This window comes from Micromonospora sp. WMMD967 (assembly GCF_029626165.1).
Lineage (GTDB): Bacteria > Actinomycetota > Actinomycetes > Mycobacteriales > Micromonosporaceae > Micromonospora > Micromonospora taraxaci.
Genome location: NZ_JARUBK010000001.1, coordinates 6725222 through 6748808, shown reverse-complemented (window position 1 = coordinate 6748808; position 23587 = coordinate 6725222). Strand labels below are relative to the sequence as shown.

21 protein-coding genes and 1 other RNA gene are annotated in these 23587 nt (G+C 67.9%); 14 read left to right on the top strand and 8 right to left on the bottom strand.

Features of this window, described 5'->3' with window-relative positions:
• Window positions 1–367: 367 nt before the first annotated feature.
• Window positions 368–1039, bottom strand: coding sequence for a bifunctional DNA primase/polymerase (locus O7631_RS30280; protein ID WP_145785505.1), 672 nt, complete (start codon window positions 1037–1039; stop codon window positions 368–370).
• A 246-nt stretch (window positions 1040–1285) separates the two neighbouring features.
• On the opposite strand from O7631_RS30280, the gene O7631_RS30275 reads away from it, so the two are divergent.
• The 7 genes from O7631_RS30275 (at window position 1286) to O7631_RS30245 (ending at window position 8024) form a co-directional block, all read left to right on the top strand.
• Window positions 1286–2515: a helix-turn-helix domain-containing protein gene (locus O7631_RS30275; protein ID WP_278147380.1), complete on the top strand. Its 1230-nt coding sequence runs from the start codon at window positions 1286–1288 to the stop codon at window positions 2513–2515.
• Between the two features lie 16 nt (window positions 2516–2531).
• Complete coding sequence (locus O7631_RS30270) at window positions 2532–3104, top strand: flavoprotein (RefSeq protein ID WP_088988255.1); 573 nt, start codon at window positions 2532–2534, stop codon at window positions 3102–3104.
• 152 nt (window positions 3105–3256) lie between these two features.
• A complete protein-coding gene (locus O7631_RS30265) occupies window positions 3257–4087 on the top strand; it encodes a Nif3-like dinuclear metal center hexameric protein (RefSeq protein ID WP_278148066.1) in 831 nt (276 codons plus the stop codon).
• Window positions 4084–4821: a C4-type zinc ribbon domain-containing protein gene (locus O7631_RS30260; protein ID WP_269682937.1), complete on the top strand. Its 738-nt coding sequence runs from the start codon at window positions 4084–4086 to the stop codon at window positions 4819–4821. The genes O7631_RS30265 and O7631_RS30260 overlap by 4 nt, the downstream gene beginning before the upstream one ends.
• Window positions 4822–4824: 3 nt before the next feature.
• Entirely contained in the window at window positions 4825–5979 is a 1155-nt protein-coding gene (locus O7631_RS30255) for a bifunctional RNase H/acid phosphatase (protein ID WP_278147379.1), read from the top strand.
• Between the two features lie 153 nt (window positions 5980–6132).
• Window positions 6133–6375: a DUF3311 domain-containing protein gene (locus tag O7631_RS30250; RefSeq protein WP_278147378.1), complete on the top strand. Its 243-nt coding sequence runs from the start codon at window positions 6133–6135 to the stop codon at window positions 6373–6375.
• Window positions 6375–8024, top strand: coding sequence for a sodium:solute symporter (locus O7631_RS30245; protein ID WP_278147377.1), 1650 nt, complete (start codon window positions 6375–6377; stop codon window positions 8022–8024). The genes O7631_RS30250 and O7631_RS30245 overlap by 1 nt, the downstream gene beginning before the upstream one ends.
• Window positions 8025–8211: 187 nt before the next feature.
• On the opposite strand, the gene O7631_RS30240 is transcribed toward O7631_RS30245, so the two are convergent.
• Complete coding sequence (locus O7631_RS30240) at window positions 8212–8742, bottom strand: helix-turn-helix domain-containing protein (RefSeq protein ID WP_278147376.1); 531 nt, start codon at window positions 8740–8742, stop codon at window positions 8212–8214.
• Window positions 8743–8828: 86 nt separating this feature from the next.
• On the opposite strand from O7631_RS30240, the gene O7631_RS30235 reads away from it, so the two are divergent.
• Window positions 8829–9719 (top strand): NmrA/HSCARG family protein, encoded by an 891-nt coding sequence (locus O7631_RS30235; RefSeq protein WP_278147375.1) that lies wholly within the window; start codon window positions 8829–8831, stop codon window positions 9717–9719.
• A 28-nt stretch (window positions 9720–9747) separates the two neighbouring features.
• On the opposite strand, the gene O7631_RS30230 is transcribed toward O7631_RS30235, so the two are convergent.
• The gene (locus tag O7631_RS30230; RefSeq protein ID WP_278147374.1) at window positions 9748–10206 is read right to left on the bottom strand and encodes a MarR family transcriptional regulator; all 459 of its coding nucleotides are present in this window, start codon (window positions 10204–10206) and stop codon (window positions 9748–9750) included.
• A gap of 54 nt (window positions 10207–10260) precedes the next feature.
• On the opposite strand from O7631_RS30230, the gene O7631_RS30225 reads away from it, so the two are divergent.
• A complete protein-coding gene (locus tag O7631_RS30225; RefSeq protein ID WP_278147373.1) occupies window positions 10261–11493 on the top strand; it encodes an MFS transporter in 1233 nt (410 codons plus the stop codon).
• 196 nt (window positions 11494–11689) lie between these two features.
• Here the strand turns inward: O7631_RS30225 and O7631_RS30220 are convergent, their stop codons facing one another.
• Window positions 11690–12451, bottom strand: a complete 762-nt coding sequence (locus O7631_RS30220) for a sulfite exporter TauE/SafE family protein (RefSeq protein WP_278147372.1) — start codon at window positions 12449–12451, stop codon at window positions 11690–11692.
• Window positions 12452–12578: 127 nt separating this feature from the next.
• Between O7631_RS30220 and rnpB the strand changes: the two genes are divergently transcribed.
• From rnpB to O7631_RS30205, 3 genes are all read left to right on the top strand, one after another.
• Window positions 12579–12995: RNase P RNA component class A (rnpB, locus tag O7631_RS30215), an RNA gene on the top strand.
• A gap of 356 nt (window positions 12996–13351) precedes the next feature.
• Window positions 13352–13813, top strand: coding sequence for a hypothetical protein (locus O7631_RS30210; RefSeq protein ID WP_278147371.1), 462 nt, complete (start codon window positions 13352–13354; stop codon window positions 13811–13813).
• An 842-nt stretch (window positions 13814–14655) separates the two neighbouring features.
• Entirely contained in the window at window positions 14656–16977 is a 2322-nt protein-coding gene (locus O7631_RS30205) for a hypothetical protein (RefSeq protein ID WP_278147370.1), read from the top strand.
• 613 nt (window positions 16978–17590) lie between these two features.
• Here the strand turns inward: O7631_RS30205 and O7631_RS30200 are convergent.
• From O7631_RS30200 to O7631_RS30190, 3 genes are all read right to left on the bottom strand, one after another.
• Window positions 17591–18139: a hypothetical protein gene (locus tag O7631_RS30200; protein ID WP_278147369.1), complete on the bottom strand. Its 549-nt coding sequence runs from the start codon at window positions 18137–18139 to the stop codon at window positions 17591–17593.
• Window positions 18140–18728: 589 nt separating this feature from the next.
• On the bottom strand, window positions 18729–18920 hold the full coding sequence (locus tag O7631_RS30195) for a DUF397 domain-containing protein (RefSeq protein ID WP_278147368.1): 192 nt from the start codon (window positions 18918–18920) through the stop codon (window positions 18729–18731).
• Entirely contained in the window at window positions 18907–19713 is an 807-nt protein-coding gene (locus O7631_RS30190; RefSeq protein ID WP_278147367.1) for a helix-turn-helix transcriptional regulator, read from the bottom strand. Before O7631_RS30190 ends, O7631_RS30195 begins: the two co-directional genes overlap by 14 nt.
• Window positions 19714–20057: 344 nt before the next feature.
• Here O7631_RS30190 and O7631_RS30185 point away from each other — a divergent pair, with 344 nt between their 5' ends.
• Window positions 20058–20306: a hypothetical protein gene (locus O7631_RS30185; protein ID WP_278147366.1), complete on the top strand. Its 249-nt coding sequence runs from the start codon at window positions 20058–20060 to the stop codon at window positions 20304–20306.
• The gene (locus O7631_RS30180) at window positions 20303–20554 is read left to right on the top strand and encodes a hypothetical protein (protein WP_278147365.1); all 252 of its coding nucleotides are present in this window, start codon (window positions 20303–20305) and stop codon (window positions 20552–20554) included. Before O7631_RS30185 ends, O7631_RS30180 begins: the two co-directional genes overlap by 4 nt.
• A gap of 62 nt (window positions 20555–20616) precedes the next feature.
• Here O7631_RS30180 and O7631_RS30175 read toward each other — a convergent pair whose 3' ends face one another.
• The gene (locus O7631_RS30175; protein WP_278147364.1) at window positions 20617–23412 is read right to left on the bottom strand and encodes a TIM-barrel domain-containing protein; all 2796 of its coding nucleotides are present in this window, start codon (window positions 23410–23412) and stop codon (window positions 20617–20619) included.
• Window positions 23413–23587: the final 175 nt, after the last annotated feature.

Below are 23587 nucleotides of genomic sequence, written 5' to 3'. Positions count from 1 at the left end.
TTCGCCCGGATACAACACCGGTATCCGAACGAACATCCGCCTTGCCGGACCGCCGCCCGGACTCCGCCTCGGCTCGACCGAGGACTTTGACACAGGCCCTAGCGGATCGGGCGGTGGGTGCCGGCGGGGCGGGACCCGGTGGGGCGCGGACGGCCGGGGCGCGAGCCGGACGGTCGGGTGCCGGCCCAGCGGTGTCGTCGGTGGCCGCGCCGGGGTGGTTCGGTCCCGCCGGGATGGGACGCTCTGTCGTGCGTGGACATCTTTCCCCCGATCGTGGCGCGCATTCGCGCCGTCCTCCTGTCAACGAGGACCGGTGCCCCGGCGACGCTGTCGGGCACCGGATGGAATCGTCGGACAGGGCCCTTTTTCACATTCCTCGCCGGGGCAGCGGCAGGTGACCGGGTATCAGGTCGGGAGCGAGCGTCACCCCGGTGGCGCGCAGCGCCCCGATCAACGTGTTCTGCACGAGGTACGAGTCCGGGAGTTGCCAGCGGGCCTGCTCGGGCGCGACCGCCCAGCGGACCGTGCCCTCGGGCAGCCGGGTGGGCGGCGCGGGGATCCACGAGCCCGGCCCGTGCCGGACCACGTGGAAGCAGTGCTCCAGCTCCGGCCGCAGCGGGTCGCCGGGGCGGACCAGGAACATCCAGCGCCCGGTGGGCGTGGCCAGCACCGGCCCTCGTACGCCGGTGCCGGCCGGGTGGATCTGCACCGCGTCGAGGACGAGCCGGCCCAGGTGGGCGGGCACCTCCAACACGTCGAAGGCCCGGCCGGTGGGCAGCAGCACCCCGTGCGGACGGTTCCGCCACCAGGTCGCCACCCGGGCCGGGTCGGCGCTGGCGGCCAGTTCCCAGTTCTCCAGGGCGGGGTGGCAGCCCACCGTGGGACAGCCGGCACGCCCGCAGACGAAGCGGCTGCGGGCCAGACAGGCACCCGGGGTGACCTGCCAGCCGTGTGCGGCGTACCGCATGGCGACCCGGCGCAGCCGGACCCGTTCCAGCGGCGACAGTTCGGCGACGCGCGGTCCGACATTCCCCCACATGTGTGCCATCTCCCCTCGTCGGGCCCGGCGTTCGCCAGGTCCCATGTCGAGCACCGTCACTGCCGTAACCCACGATCGTTGAGGTTGACGAACGGCTCGTGCAACTTGCACGAAAAGTACGAGGACTGGCTGTCCGGCTGACGTACATCCTGTGCGACCAGCGGAAACGTGAAAGTGAACGAAGGCCGCCGCGCCCGTGTACATAGCTTCGGCTCGATCGGTCGTCGCGCAGGGGAGGATGGGGAGATGGACGAGCTACCCATTGGACGGCGGGTCGCCTACTGGCGCGGGCGGCGGAAGATGTCGCAGCAGGTCTTCGCGGACCGACTGGGCAAGTCGAAGAGCTGGGTGGACAAGGTCGAACGCGGCGTCCGCCGGTTGGACAAGTTCTCCGTCCTGTACGAGATCGCCGACATCCTCCAGGTGGACGTCCAACTCCTCATGGGCAAGGACCCGGAGCGCCGCACCGACGCGCTGAACTGCATCGACCAGATCGAGGTGCAGGAGATCCGGGCGGCGTTGGAGCGCTACGACTCGATGAGCGCGTACTTCGACGCGGCGCCCTCCCCGCCGCCGCTGGACGACATGCGCAAGGCCGTCAACCACGCCTGGCTCACCTATCAGTACGGCCGCTACGGGATGCTCACCCGGGCGCTGCCCAAGCTGCTGCGCGACGCGCAGGCGGCCGACGCCGCGTACGGCGGTGACCGGGCGATCGAGGCGGCCCACCTGCTCGGGCAGGTCTACCAGATCGCCTCGTCGGTGCTGCGCAAACTCGGTGAGTGCGAGCTCGCCTGGCTGGCCGCCGACCGGTCGATGGCGGTGGCCCAGCGGGCCGACGACCCGCTGCTGGCCGGGATCGCCACCACCCGGGTCTGCAACGCCCTGGTCGCGATGGGCCGGGCCCGGCCGGCGCTGGAGCTGAACGTCCAGATCGCCAACCGGTTGGCCCCGGGCGGCGGCAACGAGGTGTCCCCGGCCCGGCTCTCCGTCTACGGGATGCTGCTGCTCCAGGGGGCGATGGCCGCGTCGCGGATCGGCGACACGGCGAGCGTCGACGACCTGATCAACTGCGCTCAGGAGGCCGCCACCCTGCTCGGTGGCGACTACAACCACTACTGGACGTCGTTCGGCCCGACGAACGTCGAGTTGCACCGGGCCGCCGCCGCCGTCGAGCTGGGCGACGGTGGTCGGGCCGTGGAGGTGCACCAGTTGCGCATCGCGGAACCCTCCTTCAACGCGTTGCTGCCCGAACGCCGCGCCCACCACCTGCTCGACATCGCCCGCGGGTACGCCCAGATGGGCGACGTGGCGAACGCCGGCGAGATGCTGCTGCTCGGCGATCGGCTCGCCCCGTCGGAGATCCGTTGCCGGCCGATCGCGCACGAGGTGATGTCGGACGTCCTTCGTCGCACACGTGGTGCGCCGCCTTCTCCGGTAGCGGAGTTGGCTGAGCACATGGGAGTAGGGGTATGAGCGCGGAGCCGGTTTGATGGCCGGCTCACCGCGTACCAGCGGGCACCGCGAGGTGCTCTACGTCATCGCCTGCGGCTCGCCGCTGGCACGGCACGTCGGCCTTCTGGTCGACCTCGCCCAACAGGATGGTTGGGACGTCTGCGTGGTCACCACGCCGGACGGCGCGAAGTTCGTCGACCAGTCGGCACTCGTTCGGCAGACCGGACATCCGGTGCGGACGCACTACAAGAACCCCGGTGACCCGGACGTGCTGCCGCCCGCCGACGCCATGATCGTCTGCCCGGCCACCGTCAACACCGTCAACAAGTGGGCGGCCGGGATCGCCGACACCCTCGCGCTCGGCCTGCTGGTCGAGGCGCAGGGCAAGGGCATCCCGATCGTGGCCGTGCCGTACACCAATGTGGCGATGGCCGCCCACCCGGCGTTCCGCGCCGGGGTGGCCCGACTGGCCGAGTGGGGTGTCACTGTGCTCTTCGGTGATCATGTGGTCGCGTTGCACCCGCCGGGAACGGGGGAGCAGCACCTGTCCGCGTTCCCGTGGGCGAAGCCTCTGGCCGCGCTGCACACCGTCGCCGCGAACGCCGCCTAGGGTCCGACGGCGGGGGCCTTGCCACGCCGCCAAGGGTTCGACGGCAGGGCTTCCGGTCGACGTGGCCGGGCGGGCGTCACCGCCCGGCGGTCCTCGCGCCGGTAAGCTGGCCCGCCGTGAGCACAAGCGGATCCGCGCCGACGGTGACCGACGTGGTGGCCGAGCTGGAACGGCGTTTCCCGCCTGCCTGGGCCGAGGAGTGGGACCGGGTGGGCCTGGTGCTCGGTGAGCCGTCCGCGCCGGTGCGCCGGGTGCTCTGTGTGGTCGACGTGGTGCCCGAGACGGTCGCCGAGGCGCTGGCCGCCGACGCCGACATGATCGTCTCGCATCACCCTCTGCTGCTGCGCGGCGTCTCCTCGGTCGCTCCGACGACCTTCAAGGGGCGGATCATCCACGACCTGATCCGCGCCGGGGTGGCGCTCTACGCGGCGCACACCAACGCCGACGTGGCCGCCCCCGGCGTCTCCGACGCCCTCGCCGCCCGGTTCGGGCTGACCGGGCTGCGGCCACTGCTGCGACCCGCGCCCGGCTCGCCCGCCCACGGCGACGACCGGGGCTTCGGTCGGATCGGCGAGCTGCCCCGGCCGATGACCCTCGCCGAGCTGACCCGGCACGCCGCCGCCGTGCTTCCCGTCACGTCCTGGGGAGTTCGCGCTGCGGGCGATCCCCGGCGTATGGTTCGTACCCTCGCCGTCAGCGGCGGGTCGGGGGACAGTTTCCTCGGCGCCGCGACCGCCGCCGGGGTGGACGCATTCCTCACCGCCGACCTGCGGCACCACCCGGCCGGCGAGCACCTCGCCGCCGATGGTCCCGCCCTGATCGACGCCGCCCACTGGGCGACCGAACGACCGTGGCTGGACGACCTGGCCGACCTCCTCCGGGAGGCGTTGGGCGTCGAGACGCTGGTGTCCGACCTGGATACCGACCCGTGGACAGTGCACGCCGCCGCACCCGTTGTGGACGACAAGGAGCCCCGACCGTGAAGGCTGACCCTCAGGTGCAGCGCCGCCTGCTCGACCTCCAGGCGATCGACACCAACCTCGCCCAGCTCGCCCACCGTCGGCGGTCGCTGCCCGAGCGGGCCGAGCTGGAGGCGTTGGCCCGGGAGTTGTCGGCGTTGGAGGACGAGCGGGTCCGCGCCCAGGTGGCGGTCGACGACCTGGACCGGGACATCGCCCGGATGGAGAAGGACGTCGAGCAGGTCCGGGCCCGCAAGGAGAAGGACGAGAACCGGCTCGCCGCCGGCACCGGCCCCGCCCGCGAGTTGGAGGCGCTCCAGCACGAGCTGGTCTCGCTCAACCGCCGTCAGGGCGACCTGGAGGACGCCGAGCTGGAGCTGATGGAGCAGCGGGAGACCGCGCAGGGCGTCCTCGACGGGGTGGAGCAGCGGTTGGCCGACGCCCGCGACAAGCGGGCCGCTACCGAGCAGCGCCGCGACGAGGCGATGGCCGAGATCGCCAAGGAGGAGGAGTTCAAGCGGGGGGCCCGTCAGCCGCTCGCCTCCGACCTCCCGGCCGACCTGGTCAAGCTCTACGACAAGATCCGCGAGGACACCGGGCTGGGCGCCGCGCTGCTCACCGCCGGCCGCTGCGGCGGGTGCCGGTTGGAGCTGTCCGGCGCCGACCTGGCCCGGATCCGCGGAGCCGCCCCCGACGACGTGGTCCGCTGCGAGGACTGCCGACGGATCATGGTCCGCACCAACGAGTCGGGTCTGTAGGTCGTGGCGCCGCGCGTGGTCACCGTCGAAGCCGACGGCGGGTCCCGGGGCAATCCCGGCCCCGCCGGCTACGGTGCCGTGGTCCGTGACTCGGAGACCGGTGAGGTGCTGGCCGAGCGCTCCGAGTCGCTGGGCACGGCGACCAACAACGTCGCCGAGTACCAGGGCCTGATCGCCGGGCTGACCGCCGCCGCCGAGCTGGGTGCCGCCGAGGTGGACGTCCGGATGGACTCCAAGCTGGTCGTCGAGCAGATGTGCGGCCGGTGGCAGATCAAGCACCCCGGTCTGCGACCCCTGGCCGCCCAGGCGGCCGGGCTGGTGGGCCGCTTCGCCGCGGTCCGGTTCGCCTGGATCCCCCGCGACCAGAACCGGCACGCCGACGCGCTCGCCAACGCCGCCATGGACACCGCCGCCGGCCGACCCCCGTCGACGGGCGCCGCCGCCCCGGCCGTCGGCAGTGACAAGGCGACGGCCCCGGCGGTCGGCAGTGACCCGGCGACCGCCCCGGCGTCGTGGGAGCCCCGCCCGACCTTCACCGCCACCCGGCTGATCCTGGTTCGGCACGGCGAGACCGAGTACACCGAGCAGGGCCGCTACTCCGGTCGCGGCGACGTGCCCCTCTCCGCGAAGGGCCGCGCCCAGGTCCGCGAGACCGCCACCCGGGTGGCCGCGCTGGCCCCGACCGTCGCGGCCGTGCTCAGCTCACCACTGTCCCGGTGTACGGCCACCGCGGCGGCCATCGCCGGCGCGCTGGGTGACGTGCCGGTGCGCACCGAGGACGACCTGATCGAGTGCGACTTCGGCCAGTGGGAGGGGCGCACCTTCGCCGAGGTGCGCGAGGGCTGGCCGGGGGAGATGGACGCCTGGCTCGCCTCACCCCGGGTCGCCCCGCCGGGCGGGGAGTCGTTCACCCACGTCGCCGAACGCGCCCACCGTGTCGTGGCGGGGCTGCTCACCGCGTACCCCGGGGAGACGGTGGTGCTCGTCTCGCACGTCTCGCCGATCAAGCTGATGCTGCGCGACGCCCTCGCCGCCGGCGACGGGTTCCTGCACCGGCTCTTCCTGGACGCGGCCGGGATCTCGGTGCTCGACATGTGGCCCGACGGTGGCGTCGCCGTCCGCACCGTCAACGACACCTCCCACCTCGCCGCTCTCTGAGCGGTTCACCAATCGGCCGGTCGGTCGCGCCGTTCGGCGCAGCCGGCCGGCCGTTCGGCGCAGCACCCTCCGAACGGGTCGCGTGACGGCCGTCACAAAGTCGTAGCCTCCGGCCGTTACATCGAGAGCCTCGACTCCCCGGAGGTGTGTCAGATGGCTGCACCGGAACCGGAGGCGCCCACTACGGCGCCGACCAGGGCGAAGGACCACAGCCCCTGGAACTGGTTGCTCTTCATCCCCATCGTGGTGCCGCTGGTCCCGGCCTTCTTCAACGGCGACTCGCCCCGGGTCTTCGGGTTCCCCCGCTTCTACTGGCTGCAACTGGCGTTCATCCTGCTCGGCGTCGGCACCACGACGCTCGTGTACCAGATGACCAAGAAGCGAGGTGACTCCTGATGTGGCGCGACCATCTCACCGAGATCATCGTCTTCACGCTGCTGTTCCTCCTGGTCAGCGCGATGGGCTTCGTCGCCGCCCGCTGGCGCGCCCCGAAGGACATGGCGCACCTGGACGAGTGGGGCCTGGGCGGGCGCAGCTTCGGCGGCTGGATCACCTGGTTCCTGGTCGGTGGCGACCTCTACACGGCGTACACCTTCGTGGCGGTGCCGGCGCTGATGTTCGGGGCGGGGGCGGCCGGGTTCTTCGCCGTGCCGTACACCATCGTGATCTATCCGTTGGTGTTCCTGGTGCTGGTCCGGCTCTGGTCGGTGTCGCACCGGCACGGGTTCGTCACGCCTGCCGACTTCGTCCGTAAGCGCTTCGACTCGCCGGTGCTGGCCCTGCTGATCGCGATCACCGGCATCGTGGCCACCATGCCGTACATCGCGTTGCAGTTGGTCGGCATCGAGGCGGTGCTCAAGACGATGGGGGTCACCGGCGACAACGCGCTGGCCCGGCACCTGCCGATCATCATCGCGTTCGCCATCCTGGCCGCGTACACGTACCAGTCCGGGCTGCGCGCGCCGGCGCTGATCGCGTTCGTCAAGGACAGCCTGATCTACATCGTCATCCTGGTGGCGGTCATCTACCTGCCGTACAAGCTGGGCGGTTGGGGTGACATCTTCGCCGCGGCGGACGCGAAGTTCGACGCCTCGCCCAACCCGAACGACGGCATCCTGCTCAACGGCAACAACCAGCTCCAGTACGTGACGCTGGCGTTCGGTTCGGCGTTGGCGCTCTTCCTCTACCCGCACAGCATCACCGGTGTGCTGGCCAGCCGGAACCGCGACGTGATCAAGCGGAACATGTCGGCGCTGCCCGCGTACAGCCTGCTGCTCGGGTTGATCGCCCTGCTCGGCTACATGGCCATCGCGGCCGGCGTGAAGCCGCTGCCGGGGGCTTCCGCAGGGTCGGTGGACAACAACACCGTCGTGCCGCTGCTGTTCGACCAGCAGTTCCCGGACTGGTTCGCCGGTGTCGCGTACGCGGCGATCGGCATCGGCGCGCTGGTGCCGGCGGCGATCATGTCGATCGCGGCGGCGAACCTGTTCACCCGCAACATCTACAAGGAGTACCTGAAGCGGGACGCCTCACCGGCCCAGGAGGCCAACGTCTCGAAGATCACCTCGCTGGTGGTGAAGGTCGGCGCGGTGGCCTGCATCGTCTTCCTCGACCCGCAGTTCTCCATCGACCTCCAGCTGATCGGCGGCGTGATCATCCTCCAGACGCTGCCGGCGGTGGCGTTGGGCCTCTACACCCGATGGTTCCACCGCGCCGGCCTGATCGCCGGCTGGGCGGTCGGGATGGGGTTGGGCATGTGGATGCTCTACCAGGTGGCCAGCCCGACGAAGAAGCACTTCGGTGGTTCGGCGTTCCCGCTGTCCGAGTTCGGGTTCGACACCACCAAGACGATCTACGTCGGCATCGTGGCGGTGGCGGTCAACCTGGCCGTCGCTGCGCTGGTGACGCTGGCACTGCGGGCCGCGAAGGCGGACGAAGGAGTCGACGGCACAGAGCCGGACGACTACTTCGCCGACGAGGGCGACCCCCGGATCACCCCCGGCCCCGACCGAAACGCCGACTCAGCCCGCGAACCAGTCGCCTAACCCCCGCGTCCCCGCCCCGCCCCCCGTCCCCGTCTCCGTCCCCGCCCCCCACCCCGTCGATCATGGAGTTGTGGTGCCGGGTTGATGGCTTTTCACCGCCATCGTCCCCACCACAACTCCATGATCGACGAAGCCTGGCCTCACGAGCCCTTGTGGACCGATCAGCGTCGGTTTGCAGGGGCGGCGGCTAGGGGCCGATTCCCTTCAGGGCGAGGGTCAGTAGTTGTTCCGCCTTGGCCGCGCCCATCGGTTGCGCGGCGAGTGAGATGCCGTTGGCGAGGATCATCAGGTCGCCCATGGTGATGTCGGGCCGTACGGAGCCCTCGTCGACGGCTCGGCGCAGCAGTGGTTCGCCGGCGGCGACGAGCGTCCCACCGCAGGTGTCGCTCTCCTTGGCGGGCTCGTTCAGGAGCGAGTCCGCGAGGCCGCGGGTCGTGGTGGCGTACGCGGTGACCTCGTGCAGCCAGGTCGTCAGCGCGTCGAGGGCGTCCGGAGCGCTGTGCAGGTCTCCGGCGCGCGCTGCCAGGTTGCGGACACAGTCGCGGAAGATCGCCTGGAGCAGCGACCACCGGGTGGGGAAGTGCCGGTGCAGGGTCGCCGATCCCACCCCGGCGGAGCGGGCGATCTCTTCCAGCGAGGCGTACGCGCCGTCGCGGGCGATCGCCTGGGAGGCCGCCGTGACGATGAGGTCGTAGTTGCGCTGCGCGTCCGCTCTCATGGCCCGCCTTGCGGAAGTGGGGTGGTCCCCCATATCGTAGCCGACGAGAAGTGGGGGCCCACCCCACTTAATTCTCGGGAGGCATCATGGCTGTTCTCGTCATCGGCGCGACGGGCAAGCAGGGCGGGGCCACCGCCCGAGCATTGCTCGACCGTGGCGTCCCGGTCCGCGCCCTGGTCCGCGATCCCGGCACCGACAACGCCCAGGCTCTGCGAGCTCGGGGCGCCGAACTGGTCACCGGCGACCTGGACGACGCCAACTCGCTGCTCGCCGCGGCCGACGGGATGGACGGCCTCTTCTCCATCCCGTACCCGGACGTGACCGACATGCAGGGCGACGCCGAGGTGACCCGCGGCCGCAACGTGATCGAGGCGGCGCGCCGGGCCGGCGTGTCGCACGTCGTGCACAGCAGCGTCTCGGGTGCCGGGGACTTCCACCGCAACCAGCCCGGATGGGCGGAGGGTCGGTGGGACAGGCACTACTGGGAGAGCAAGGCCGCCATCGACGAGATGGTGCGCTCGGGCGGGTTCGCGCACTGGACCGTCCTGAAGCCCTCGACCTTCATGGAAAACCTCGTCGGCTGGTCGTACCTCTTCGGCGACTGGTCCACCGGCACCATCATCACCGGCTTCGCCGCGGACACGCGACTCCCGTGGATCGCCGTCGACGACATCGGCGAAGCCGCGGCGATCGCTTTCACCAACCCGGGAAAGCTGGACGGCCAGGACGTCGAACTGGCCGGCGACCTGCTCACCATGACCGAGGTCGCGGCCATCCTGAGCGACGTCACCGGCCGGGCGATCACCGCTCCCGTGCTCACCCCGCAGGAGGCCGTCGAGCGTGGCCTGCTGCCCGCCATGGTCAACGCCGTCGAGCGGATCAACGAGATCGGCAGCCCCGCCCGTCCGGAGATGACCCGTGCCCTCGACCTGCCCACCACCGACTTCCGCACCTGGGCGCGGCGAACGTTCTCCTGACACCCGGCCGGGCGGGCACGGGTAGGGGTCAGCGGCGGCGGTTGCGGTTCACCAGGGCCTGGTTGAGGCGGCCCAGGAGAGTGGCCAGCGTGGCCCGGTCCTCGTCGCTCCAGTCGGCCAGCATGTCGCCGTAGAGCCGGGTCCGTGCGGACCGCACCGCCGCCATCCGTTGCAGGCCGGCGGTGGTGGCGGAGATGACGGTGCCTCGGCCGTCGGACGGGTCCGGGGTACGCGTGATCAGGCCGTCGCGCTGGAGCGCGGACACCTGCCGGGTCACAGTCGAGCCGTCGAGGTTGAGTTGGGCGGCGAGCGCGGAGACGTTCTGCGGGCCGGTGTTGTCCAGGTGCCGCAGGATCACGTACGCCGCCCGGTCGAGCACCCGGTGCTCGGCGGTGCCGGTGGCCCGCCGGGTCGCCTCGCCGAAGCGCATCAGCAGGGCCACCTCGGTCTCGATGCGGCCCAGGGTGATCTCGTCGTCGTCGCTCATAGCTGTATGATACAGAATAAGTACCTGTACGATACAGCTAATTGGGGAGTCGGAGTGGATCGGCGTTCCGAACCGAACCGCAGTGCCATCTACGCCACCACACTGGTGGCCTTCCTCGCCATCGCCGGCATCGCCGTCGTCGACCCGATCCTGCCCGCCATCGGCGACGCGATCGGCGTCACCGCGTGGCAGGTCGAGTTGCTGTTCACCGCGTACATCGCGGTCATGGCCGTCGGCATGATCCCGGCGACGCTGGCCAGCGGCCGGTTCGGCTTCAAGCCGGTGCTCATCACCGGTGTCTCGGTGGTCGGCGTCGCCGCGATCCTCGCCTCGTTCAGCGACACCATCGTGCAGCTCTCCGTGCTGCGCGGCGTCTGGGGGCTGGGCAACGCGATGTTCTTCGCCACCGCCATGGTGGTGCTGGTCAACCTGGCCGTCGACCGGGAGTGGGTGGTCGGCCTCTTCGAGACCGCCCTCGGTCTCGGCTTCGCCGTCGGGCCACTCATCGGCGGCCTGCTCGGCGAGGTCAGCTGGCGGCTGCCCTTCTTCGTCTGCGGCGTCTTCATGGTCCTCGCCCTCGGCGTGGCCTCCCGCAAGCTCCGCGAACCCGCCAACCGCCAACCCCCGGTACGCGTCGGCCAGATCTTCGCCACGTTCCGCCGCCCGGCGTTCATCGCCCTCTGCGCGGTGACCGCCGCGTACAACTTCGTGTTCTTCGTGGTCCTCGGCTACACGCCGCTCTTCCTCAAGCTGGACATCATCCCGCTGGGGCTGGCGTTCACCGGCTGGGGTCTCGGCCTGGCCGCCGGCATCCTGGTGATCGGCCACCGCCTGGCCCACCGCATCGGCGCCGTGCAGACCGTCGGCGTGGCCATCGCCGGGCTGCTCGTCTGCATGGTCCTCTTCGCCACCTCCACCGGCACCGCCGAGTCGCTCGTCGTGCTGGTGCTCGCCGGACTCTGCATGGGGATGGCCAACGCCAACCTCACCGACCTGGCCCTCGGCCTCGGATCCAGCGACCGGCGGGTCGCCACCGGCGCGTTCAACCTGGTCCGCTGGGGCGCCGCCGCACCGGCGCCGATCATCTCCGGCAAGCTCGCCGAACACTCGCTGGCCCTGCCGTTCTGGGTCGGCTTCGCTGTGCTCGCCGTCGGCGTCCTCGTCTACCTGGCCTTCGCGCACGTGATGGCCGCCGGCTACGGCGAACGGGTCCTCTGGTCCCGCTGGAACCGCGCCGCCGCCGACAACGAGAAGGCCGTCGAGGAGCCGGTAGGCGAGGCCTACTGAGTGCCGCGTGCTCGCGCCGTCCGCCCGCCCGCCCCGCCCGCCCCGCTCGCGCCGCCCGCCCGCCCCGCCCCGCGCGCCCCGAGCACCCGCCCCAAGATCCGCGCACTTTCGGGGATGTTGCTGCCTCCGGGTCCGCTGAGGCAGCAACATCCCGGATGTTGTGCGGATCTAGGCAGCGACGCCGGGGCGGGTGCGCTCAGGTCAGGGCGCGGTAGAGCAGGTAGAGGCCGATCGTCGTACCGAACACCACGATCAGCCCCTTGAGCAGCACCGGCGGCAGCCGACGGACGAGCCGCGCGCCCGCGTACCCCCCGATGAGGGTGGCCGGCGCGACCACCGCGACGGCCGCCCAGTTCACCGGGCCGAACAGGGCGAACACCACGAGCGTCGTCAACCCCACCACGGCGGACAGCAGATTCTTGATCGCGCTCACCCGCGCCAGGGTCGCGTCCAGCACCAGGGCCAGCCCGGCGACCAGCATCACCCCGAGGGCAGCACCGAAGTACCCGCCGTACACCGCGCCGAGCGCGACCATCGTCTGCACCGCGACCGTCCGCTGGCGTGGCGACAGGTCCCGGGGGTGACCGACCAGCCGGCGCAGCGGGTCCTGGAAGGCCAGGACCGCTGTCGCGCCGAGAACCAGAAAGGGTACGACCAGCTCGAACGCGCGGGCCGGCGTGGCCAGCAACAGCAACGCCCCGAGGATCGTGCCGACAATGGTGGTGGGCACCAGCGTCGCAAGGGCGCGGGGGCGCGGCAGGTCCTGGCGGCTGCCCGCCACGCTGGCCACGTACCCGGGGAAGACGGCGACCGAATTGCTGACGTTCGCCGGCACCGGGGGCAACCCGACCGCGATCATCGCCGGAAAGGTGATCAGCGAGCCACCACCGGCCACCGCGTTGACAGTGCCAGCGGCGAGACCGGCGGCGAGCAGCAGCGCGGCGTGGGAGAGATCCATAGCCCCACGAGGCTAGCTGTCGCCTTCCGAGGCAGCTCCGCCGGACCGCCCGTGAGCTGCGCGATCTTGCTCAGGCGGGGCGGCAATACCGGCAACACGCTCGTCGTTAGGATGGGAGAGCGACGGACGAGTCGACCGGGCGGTCGCGTCGGCGGGCTTCGGCCCGCCGCCGAGGAACGTCCGGACTCCACAGGGCAGGGTGGTTGTTAACGGCAACCCGGGGCGACCCGCGGGACAGTGCCACAGAAAACAGACCGCCGACCCCAACGGGGACGGTAAGGGTGAAACGGTGGGGTAAGAGCCCACCAGCACCCCGGGTGACCGGGGTGGCTCGGTAAACCCCACCCGGAGCAAGGCCAAGCAAGGGCCGTCACCGCAAGATGACGACCCGGCGCAGACGCTTGAGGGCTGCCCGCCCGATGTCTGCGGGTAGGCCGCTAGAGCCTGTCGGCAACGGCAGGCCGAGATGGATGGCCGCCGCCGGCGCAAACCCCTTTGGGGTACGCGTCGCGCACAGAATCCGGCGTACAGGTCGACTCGTCCGTCGCCCATCAGGTCAACCACACTTACAGGGTGGATGAACTGCCGGTCGTCCTCGGTCATCTTCGGTCGGCTCTGGCGGCCCAACGGCGGCCCAGACGGCCCGGAGACGGCCCAGGTTGGCCCCCGCTTGTCTGGTGACGGCTCGGACCTGGTCCTCGTCGACTTGCCCGGAGCCGAAGCGTCCCGGCCGTCTGTGGCTCCTCACGGCGTTCAGCCATCTGGCACCATCCTCTCGTGAGCACGCAGCGCCCAACCCTCATTGCTGCCGTAGCGGGTGCCCTAGCCGGCGCTGCTACGTCGCAAGCGCTCCGCAGGGCTGGTTCCCCGTCACCCCTTCGCGTGGATGTAGGGGAGCCTGTGTCAGAACACAAGGTGTGGGCAGACGACCTAGACAAGGAGTTGATCGACCAGCTCCACGCAGCAACTCTCAAAGCTTCTGACTCGTGCTTTGAAATCAAGAAACTGTGCGCGACCGTCCTCGTTCCGACCGGCACGCTGGTCGCCCTATTTTCTGGCCGACGTCTCACTGCGGCAGTATTTGTTTCAGCTCTCCTCGTTATCTGCTTCTTTTGGCTAGCAGACGCGGTCGGCTATTACTACCAGCGGCGACTCAGAGCCGCCATGGACGTAATCTGGCGGCGCAGGGCAGAGCGGTGCGAGGAAGAGTGGACGCCACCGAAGACGTCAGCAGCGCCACCGCTCAAAGCGGCATTCAACGGCTCAATGACCTTCTACGCGCTGCTCGCAGCGCCAGTTCTGCTGGCACTAATTTTGTTCGCCTCCAACATCATCGATTCACCAGCAACGGTGTCGCCATGAACGTCTTCGTTAGCTACAGCAGGCGCGATAACCCATTCTTTCGACTTGCCGAAATTGAGGCTCGCCTAAGCCACGTTGGCGAGGTATACATCGATGACCTACATCATCCATCGGACGTCGACCGGCATGTCGCCGTAATCGCTGCCCTCGGCGCTGCGGAAATATTTGTTGCTGTATCGTCTCCACAGTATCCGCACACGCCTTGGACAAGACACGAGGTTAAGGAAGCCGCACGCAGAGGAATTCCGCTGCTACTCCTTACCGAGACAGGTGCAGTTCGGAGGGCTCGCTATGACGAGCTGCTGCCAGTGCTAAATCCGACTCCTTGACCCCCAGGCAACCAACACGGCTCATGGACCTGGGTCGCCAAGTGCAGCCAGCTGTCTAGCTAGTCCGCAATGGTCCGTGGACGTTCGCTGGCGCTCGTGCTGATCGTCACCCAGTTATTCACTCGCGGCCGCGAGGCGGCTGGGTTTCAGCCATCACGTACAGCCGCCATCATGACGCATAGCTTCTCCTGCGAGCTTCCACGAGTAAATCAACCCCTTGAGAGGCGAGCCGCCACCACGTGGCTGGTCTGTCGCTTCTTCTCGTGCTGCTGCACGTCGTCGGCAAATATTGGTCGACCTTCGGCGGCCAGGTTACGGCCCAGACGGCCCAGTGAGGGCTCGAAGCGGCCTCGCCGGCACGTCGCACGGTCACCTTGACTCGAAGAGCTCGGCATACTCATCGAGATCTAGGGCGTGGACGATAACAGCCACAGCGAGGATCGCGGCTGTCACATTCACGACTGACAGCGCCAGACTCTAGCTTCCGAGGCGAAGAGGCAGTAGGCAGTGTTTGTGCGATCTTCCTCGAAGTTTCCCGAACAGGGCCAATCGCAATCACCAGACCTTATTGATCATGATGAGGATCTTGGAGCGTCACCCCCCATCATCAACGACCGCAGCATAGCCTTCAGGGTGGGTCGCATACTTGGCGTGCTTGCAGCATTAATTCGCCGAGAAGTCGAGGCGCTCATCGCACGCTGCAGACAGACAAGTCGCCAAGTCAGAGACAATCGCCGCAATGACCTTCTAGTGGAGTCGGTGCAGGCCATACTGCGACGTTCAGAGTTCTCCCACTCCGTCAAAGTGCACGAATCGCAAAGTCACGTCTTATATTACATTCAGGAGAATGAAGAAGAATTCTACACCGAGCACTGGAATGCATATAATGATTTGCTGAAGCAGGCACTAAAAGCGGTCGGACTCACTGTCCTTTCCCTCTTCGCTGTCGCCATACTTGCTCAGGCGGCATTCGACGATTGGCGAATAAATGATGAGGCCGGGAAGAAGGACTTCCCTTCCACGGCGTGGTTGAGTGCAATTCACGGCTCATTGGGCAGTTCGGGCTTCTGGGCAATCGGCCTAGCGTCCGGAATGCTTTTATTGTTTTGCATCATGGTCGCTTGGGCGGAGATTAGCAGTCGTCTAACCAAGGCGATTCGCGCACGCTATGGAATTCAAGAACAACTAATACCGCATGTGCGAGTTGCGATTAACGATTGGACCGATGAAGTTTCGCCAACGAAGCTTCGTTTCGAAGAGGCGCCAGGGCTCGGTTCAGTCGCAGATGCAAGATATCTAGTTGAACGAGGCGAGGCTAGACGAATTAGAACCCTAATTCGCGAGCTTGGCGCTTCTGCGGTCGCAATCAGTGGGCCAAGAGGGGCAGGCAAGAGCACGTTGTTACGAAGCCTTGCCCAAAACCACAGCTCATCACAAGACCTGTATATAGGCTTGGAAGCTCCCTCCTCATATCAACCGAGGGAGTTCGTGTTGACGCTCTATCAGAGTCTCTGCGACTGCATCGCTGAAAATGCGTTGGAACTAGTCGACTCATCCGCACGGCGCATCACAAACAGACTGATCACTGTCGCACGCTTAGCGGCTCTCCTTTTGGCGATGCTGGCGGTAGCATCTCAGTTGCCAACAATAAACGAATTGGTTTCTGTTAAGCTGCCGGACAGTGTTTTGCCGTCGAACTGGTGGCAGGTTGCCGCCTATTCAACATTTCTGCTTTTATTAAGAGAATTCCTGGAAATCGTGCGGCCTCGCAGGGGGTGGACTGGAGCGGCAGAGCTGGTCAACAGAGCCCAGATCGAAGCGCAACGATTGCGATTCCTGCAAAATGTCTCCGTCGAAAGCAGTGGCACGATCAAGGCTTCCTTTGGCTTTGATCTGGGAAGAAAGCGCACAAGGCAGTTGCTTGAGCAGGCAGCATCAATGCCTGAACTCGTACGCAGCTATCGGTCTTTGGCTTCTGATACTATTTTGTGGTGGCGACGCCACGAGGGGCATGGGGCGGGCAGTTTAATTGTAGTTATCGATGAATTAGACAGGGTGACCGATGTTGATGGAGCTGAGCGGTTTATAAACGACGTCAAGGGAATCTTCGGGATTGAACATTGCACTTACCTCGTGACCGTGTCGGAAGATGCGCTGGCGCAATTCGAACGACGCATGGTCGGGATTCGACCAGTACTTGACAGTACATTCGACGAGGTGATCCGCCTTTCAATCTTGGACATCACGCAATCTCGCGAGATTCTTGCCCGTCGTCTTGTTGGGTTTCCGCAGGTGTTTATAGCGCTCTGCCACGCCCTGAGCGGCGGCATCCCGCGAGACCTTATACGGACTGCGCGCAGTCTCATTGATGCACGACAGACTATCGGGAATGACGATTTGGTCCCCCTGGCCCACGAGGTGATCCACCAGGAGATAGCTCGTTTCAAGTCTGGCATGATTGGTCGAATAAATTCAGCCAATGCGGAGACCGGATCTCTGGCTCTGTTACGGCTCTTGGCGGACCCCGAATGGCCGGAACGAGACGTGGGTGGCCTCCTGCGCGCCGCTACCGATCTACTGCCAGAGAAGGAAGACACTGGACCCCCAAACCTCATTTCTATGCAGCTCGGCGTAGCACTGTACTACTACGCGACGACCATAGAAACTTTCGAGGCTTTCGGGTACCGAATTTCAGACGATGCTAGCTACGCGGCCGAGAAACTCGCGCTGACGCGCAGCGTGATGCCGACCAGCGTTGATCTCGCTTACGTCCATCTGCAACGGTTGCGTGTGCAAGTTGGCTTCGACGAAGACGTATACGGCGAGCTTGAATAGCAGATGCTTTTGCCATCGATCAGGGCTGTGCCCACCTCGACAGCGAAAAGCGCTGCAAGCTCTGCGTCAGCGGCGACTTGGCGCTGTTGCGTTTCCGTCCCGGAACCGTGCCTGACGGCGTAGCGGCCGAGGACGGAACGGCCCTCTTCCTCGTGTCCCCGGACCTCTCAGGCCCGACGGCGGCAGGATAGTGGCGATGCGATTCCGCCGGCTCGCGTCCGAGCGGTTGCCACCGTCGAGGCTTCCTTGACTTCTCCAGACGCCCTGGCGACGTCCTGAGCAGGCGTCAGGCGAACGGACCGCCTGCTCAGGGCGTGTTTCACCTTCATAATCCGGCGAGGCCGACTCGTCCGCCGCCCACCAGCTCAGAGCCGTGATCACGGCTCTGAGCTGGACCGAGTGCGACGAGCTGGAGTACGCCGCCAACTAGGCCGACGCCAACTCAACCAGTTCCTGCACTCGCGAGGCATCCAGCAGTCGGTGTCTACTACCCGGCCGACCGGTTCTGGACGTTCCAGCTCATTGAGGTGACCGTGTTCGTCGCCGTCGCGGCAGTCCTGATCGGTGTGGTGTGTGGCGGGTACGACGCCGTCTGATCTAGTGCCCCCGACCACTAGTCCATCTTCACGATGTAACCCTCATCCGCGCACGCCGTCTGCAACCCGGACACATGCGTGCCCATCGGCCCCAGCAACGCCAACGCCCCACCGGTCTCACCGTCCGGCATCTGATCCACCTGCCAGGCGATGTCCATCAACGCCGTCCCATGTTCGCGGATCTTGTCGTGCCGGGAGTCCTCGAAAATCTTGCGGGCTTCCCGGTACTCGGCCTCGGTCAGCTTGTCGTCTTCGCCGGACGTCTTGGCGGTGCCGTCGATGTTCTTGTCCTCAGCCATCGCCCTGCACGCGGCGATTCCCGAGTCCTCTTTGATGAACCGGTCGTACACGGCCCACCCGCCTACACCGAGGACGAGCACGGCGACGACCGCGGCACCGGCGACGATCAGAAATGTGTGGCTTGACCTGGCCGGCGGCGGCGTCTCCTGCCCGTGGTGCCCGTGCGTGTCGACGGGCGGGTTGGGCCACTGCTGCGGCGCCGGTTGGGCGGGCGAAGCCTGCGCGTACGGCTGGGCAGGTTGCTGCTGCGGGTATTGGTCGGTCAAGGTGTGCTCCCCACGTTGCGATCGACCGTTGATGCTGGTGGGCGCGGGCGCAGTGGGACCACGGTCTGTCGGGTTGGTGACTGCGGGTGTGGCCGGTCAGGGGATACGACGGTGACCCTTCTCCGTCGCCGGGTCGTACTTCCCTTCCCCGAACATGATCAAAGCGCTGAGTGGGCGTGGAGGAGGCGGTTGCCAGTCGGTTGCTCAAGCGGTTTGCTGCGTCCGGTCTCCGGGCAAAGCTGGCCTATGTCTATCTGGAGCCGGTTCACGAAGAGGCGTAGGGAGAAGATCGAACAGCAGCGCTCCGAAGCCGTGGCCAGGGCCATGGCTCGTGGTGCCACCCCGGAGGAGGCAGCGGCCGCCGGCGAACGCGCAGCGCGCGGCAACACTGCTAGCGCCGTGATGGGCGCCATCAACACCTGATCCGTCGGTGTGGCCGGGACGATGCCGTCCCGGCCGCACCCGGACGCCCCAACGAGGGCCGCCAGATTCTGACGGAGGCGCGGCGAAACTTCGCCCTGGTCCGAGGCGGCCACCGCGAGTTATGACAACCAGCGGACGCCGGATGGGATCGGGTGGGCTGCGGCGGTTACGGCCGCTCGGAGACCTGGGCGACGAATGCCTGCCAAGCCGCAGGACCGAAGGACAGGGCCGGGCCGCTGGGGTTCTTGCTGTCCCGGACAGCCACCACACCGGGCAGGTTGCTTGCCACCTCGACGCAGTTCCCGCCGCTCGCGCCGCTGCGGGTGGACTTGCGCCACCGGGCGTTACTGAGGTCCATGATGGCTCCCAACTTCCTTCAGCAGGTCGATGGACTGCCGGCGAGGTAGCGCCTCGTTCCGGACGCTCTCCCACCTTGCCTGAAGCGTAGCCACATCATCGTCCTTGTCGATGACGTCCCCGCCAAGCTGGTTTTCGAGGTGGCCAACCCACACGCCCTCGCTGGACCGTGCCAGCGCGAACGGCCCGGACAGCCCGATGTGCAGGCCACTCGCGATCGGGATGACGTGGACGTGAACGTGCGGAAGTTCGGCCATCGTGACCAGGTGGGCGACCTGCTGTGCCATGATCCCGCCCAGCCCATCACCCGTGCGCCGTATCGCGGCTTCGTCCAACACGGCGACGAACTGTGGCCGGCGCTCGCCGGTCAGGATCGCTTGCCTGCTCATACGCCCCTGCACACGCTGCTCAACCTCGTCATCGGTGAGGCTTTCGACTGTACGCAGGACAGTGCGGGCGTAGTGCTCCACCTGTAGCAGCCCGGGAATCAGGTTCGGCTCGAAGTAGCGAAGCTGTGTCGCCTCGCGCTCAGCGTCCAGCCACGGCAGGAACCACGACGGCGCGCCGAACTTCGTCGCCAGGCGCTCGAAGAGTCCGCCGTTCTTCAACGCCCGGTCAGCGCCCTTGATGAAGTCCATCGTCAGTGCTCGGGTGCCGCTCTCCACGGCGCTGACGTGGGAGGCGCTGAAGCCCGCTGCTCGCCCGAACGACTCCTGCGTCATCCCGGACGCTCCACGGGCGCGGCGGATCTCGCTCACGATGAAGTTCGCGAGCGGGCTCGGCACGTCAGCCATTCAGTGCTCCTCACGTCGGAGATCGACTACCCGGGGTGCCACACGCCTGGAGCCTGTCCCGCCAGCTCCGGCCCGACCACCTGCGATGCCTTCCGAGCGTAGTGGCCTCCACAGCAGAGTGTCACCAGGCGGCGCGGCTGGTAGGGACCACGAAACCTGGTGGTCGCGTTCGCAGCGGGGCCGCTCCTGTCGGGCGAGCACTCACGGGAGCGGCCCTTTCCCAACGCCACCGAAGGGGAGAACGTGCCCGACGACAAGCCCGAGAAGCCCGAGCCGCATCCAACGAGCCGGCCGCATGCGAGCCGCCCTTTCGCGTACCCCTGGGGGTTGTGATGGTCGGGACGATGGCGGCCGGCGATGTGGTCTGCCTGACCACCGCGGCGAGCGTGCAGTTTTTGCGCCCGATCGTCGTGCGCGTCATCCGTGAGTTGCCCGAGCGGCACACGTACCACGGTTGGGTCTGGATTGAGGGTTACCAGCTGAACGCGGCGGGCGACGCCGTCGCGCGGCGCGAGTTGTTCGTGATGCGCGCGGGCGTGCGGATGCAGACCCTGCCGGCCACACGCCGCCGACGTCCGGTGCCTGTCGGATGACAGCGCACCTGCCGATGCGCCCGGCGTGGTTGTGCCGCAACTGCGCCGCGCCCTGGCCGTGCGGTCCGGCCCAACTGGCGCTCGTGACCGAGTTCTACGGTCATTCGATCGCGCTGGCGTTCTACCTGGCCGCGTCGATGCAGGAGGCGATGGACGACGTGTACGGCCTGGGTCTACGCCCGGATCTGCCCGCGCTGCACGCCCGGTTCCTCGGCTGGCTGTCGCTGGCCCGCCGGCCACATCGATAGCCAGGAAAGGAACCGGCCGGGTGGGTGGCCCCCACCCGGCCGGCAACCGGATCCCTAAGACGTCAGTGCTTCTTGAACACCGGCATGGTGTCGAGCGTGGTGGTGATGGTCTGCGTGGTGCCGCCCCGGTACGTCTTCCCGGTGAAGATGTCGGTCCAGCTGCTGCCCGGCGGGAACCACACCGACGTCGTGGCGGTGTCGCCCGGCGTCGTCACCGGTGCCACCAGGTAGTCCGGGCCGTAGAGGTACTGGGATCCGGCGGTGGCGTACGCGGCCTGCTCGTTGGGGTACGCGAGGTACATCGAGCGGACGATGGGCGTACCCGTGCGGGTGGCCTCCTTGGCGGCGGCGTAGGTGTATGGCTGGAGTTCCTTGCGCAGGTTGAGGAACTTCTTGGCCGACGCGTTGGCCGCCGGGCCGTACTGCCAGGGCAGTCGGTCGCTGTGGTTGGAGTGCAGCCGGTCGATCGGCTGGAACGTGCCGAACTGGACCCACCGGGCGTAGAGGTCGTCGGGGAGCTTGGTGCTGCCCGGTTCGGTGCCCGGCTCCTGGAGGCCGCCGGTGTGCCCGCCGATGTCGTGGCTGACCGCGGCCAGTCCGGTCGCGGCGGACTCGCCCGGCGTGTAGCCGACCTCCATCTGGAGGGTCGACCAGTCACTGGTGGTGTCGCCGGTGAAGTGCAGCGTGGTGCGCTTGTCGGCCCACGGCCCGGTCGACACCGGGGTCGGGCTGCTGTAGCCGCCGGCCTGCAACGACCCGTACGCCCGGGAGAAGGCGAAGCCGGTCTTGTCGGCGTACTGCTGGTTGATCCACGCGTCACCGGTCACCCCGGCGAGCGAGGACTTCGTGTTGTCGCAGCACCAGTCCAGCCACCACAGGTCCGGGCCCTTGCTGCCCTTCGGGATCATCCCGTCGTGGAGCTGCATATACGCCTTGAGCTGGTCAGGGTCGCCGAAGTCGAACGTATAGCAGTCGGGGCCGCCGTTGCAGCCGACGCGTTGCAGCTTGCCCTTCGCGGTGGCCTGCGCCTGCGCGAACTTCGGGTCCGAGCCGAGGATGCTCGGGTGGATGTTGATGCCGGTGTGCAGGCCCTGCTTCTTCGCCCAGGCGAAGAACGCCTTCGGGTCGGGGATCCGGGTGGTGTCGATGCTCCAACCGTTCCACTTGTCCGGCGCCTTGACGTCGGTGTCGAGAACAAGAACATCAAGGGGTACGCCTTCGGCCTTCGCCCGGGCCACCAGGTCCTGGAACTCGGTGGCGGTGCGGTCGTAGTACTCGGAGTACCACACCCCGTACGCCCACTGGGGCAGCAGCTTCGTGGGACCGGTCAGCGTCGACAGGTCCTTGAGGCCACGGGTGAAGTCCTGCCCGTACGCGAAGACGTAGCCGTCCTGCTCCGGGTGGGGCCGGGGCTTGGTGGTGCGCAGGGCCGAGGCCGAGTCGTCGAGCAGGTACCAGCCGTCCTGGTAGAGCAGGCCCGGGGCGGTGAGCGCGGAACCGGTCACGCCGTCCAGGCCGCGGCGGTAGCCGCCGAGCGGCGCGTGCGGGGCGAGCAGCGGGGAGTCAGTGCTCGTGACGGCGACCGTGTCCACGTTGACGTTGCAGCTGGCGTCGGTGGGGCAGCCCAACGTCACGGTGTTGGTGCCGCGGTCGAGGTGGACCGGAACGGAGACGGTGTTCCAGTAGTCCCATCCGCTGGTCGGCGGAAGGGTTGCCGTGACCGGGGTCGCCGTACCGGTCGTGACCGACATGGTGCGCGTCTGGCTCGGCTGGGCGCCGGCCTGGCCGTTGGCGTACCGGATCTGCACCCGGTAGTCGCCCGTTGACGGAACATCGGTCACGGTGAGCGCCACGGTGGCGGTGGTGCTTTCCAGACCGGCCAGGAATCCCGTACCGGAAGCGCCGTTGTGGTCGTTCGCGGGCCGTGCGCCGCCGGTCAGCGCGCCGGTCTCGGCCTCTCCCAGCGTGCCGAACCGCAGCGGCTGCGGCTGGGGCGGGGTCGGCGCTGGGAACTCATCGCCCGGGTTGACCACCGCGAGGCTGTCGATGTTCACGTTGCCGGAGTCGCTGGGACCCCGCACGACGCTGATCTCGTGCCGGCCCGCGGTGAGATCGACTGGCACGCTGGCCAGGCCCCAGGTGTCCCAGTTCGCGGTGGGCGGCAGCGTCAGCGTGCGGCCGGCGTCGCCGTCTACCCGTACCGTCAGGGTGCGGGCCACGTTCTGGCCGTCGCCGCCGGTGCTGTTGGCATAGCGGACGGTCAGCTGCTTCGTGCCGGCTTCCGGCGCGTCGAGCGCGAAGGTGACCGAGTCGCCGGACGAGGCGAAGCCGGCCGCGAAGCCGCGTCCGGTGTGTCCCTGGTGGTCGGTGGCCACGCCGGGGCCGTTCAGCTGAAGCGACTCTGCCTCGCACAGCGCGCCGAACACGCAGGTCGGAGCGGTGTGCCCGGCCCACGGCCGGCCCTGCACGGTCTGCTTGCCGGCCTTGAGCTGCACGGTGAGGTTGTCGGCGGTGAACGCGCCCGAGCCGACCTGGTAGCGCAACGTCATCGCGCCGGTGTCCATGGTGAGCCAGCCGTGATCGACGTGCTTGGTGAAACGAGTACGGGGAAAGTCGTCGCGCCCGATCGCGTTGAACGTGGCGGCGTCGGTGAACCTGCCGTCCTTCTGGTACTCGGTGCGGATCAGGGTCGGGGACAGCACCTCGAAACGTGCGTCACCCGACCGGACCGCTCCGTCCTGCGCCTTGTGACGACTGGCCTGCGCCGGCGCGGACGGAGCGAGCGCCAGCCCGGTGATGAGGATGCCGGCTGCGGCGGCTGCCGTCGCGCGACGACGCGGTGAGTTCCGATAGAGCAAGATGCGCTCCTCGTCTCATATGGAGGAAATGAGTCGATGACAACGCTGTCACTCGCGCGAAACGCATGTCAACTGCCCTCCGAGGGTGTCCCTTCTCTCTTTCGCCGGCGTTCCGCGCTCGTCCGGCAGGACCCCCGTCGCATGACGGCGGAGTACTACTGTCACTCGATCGCGT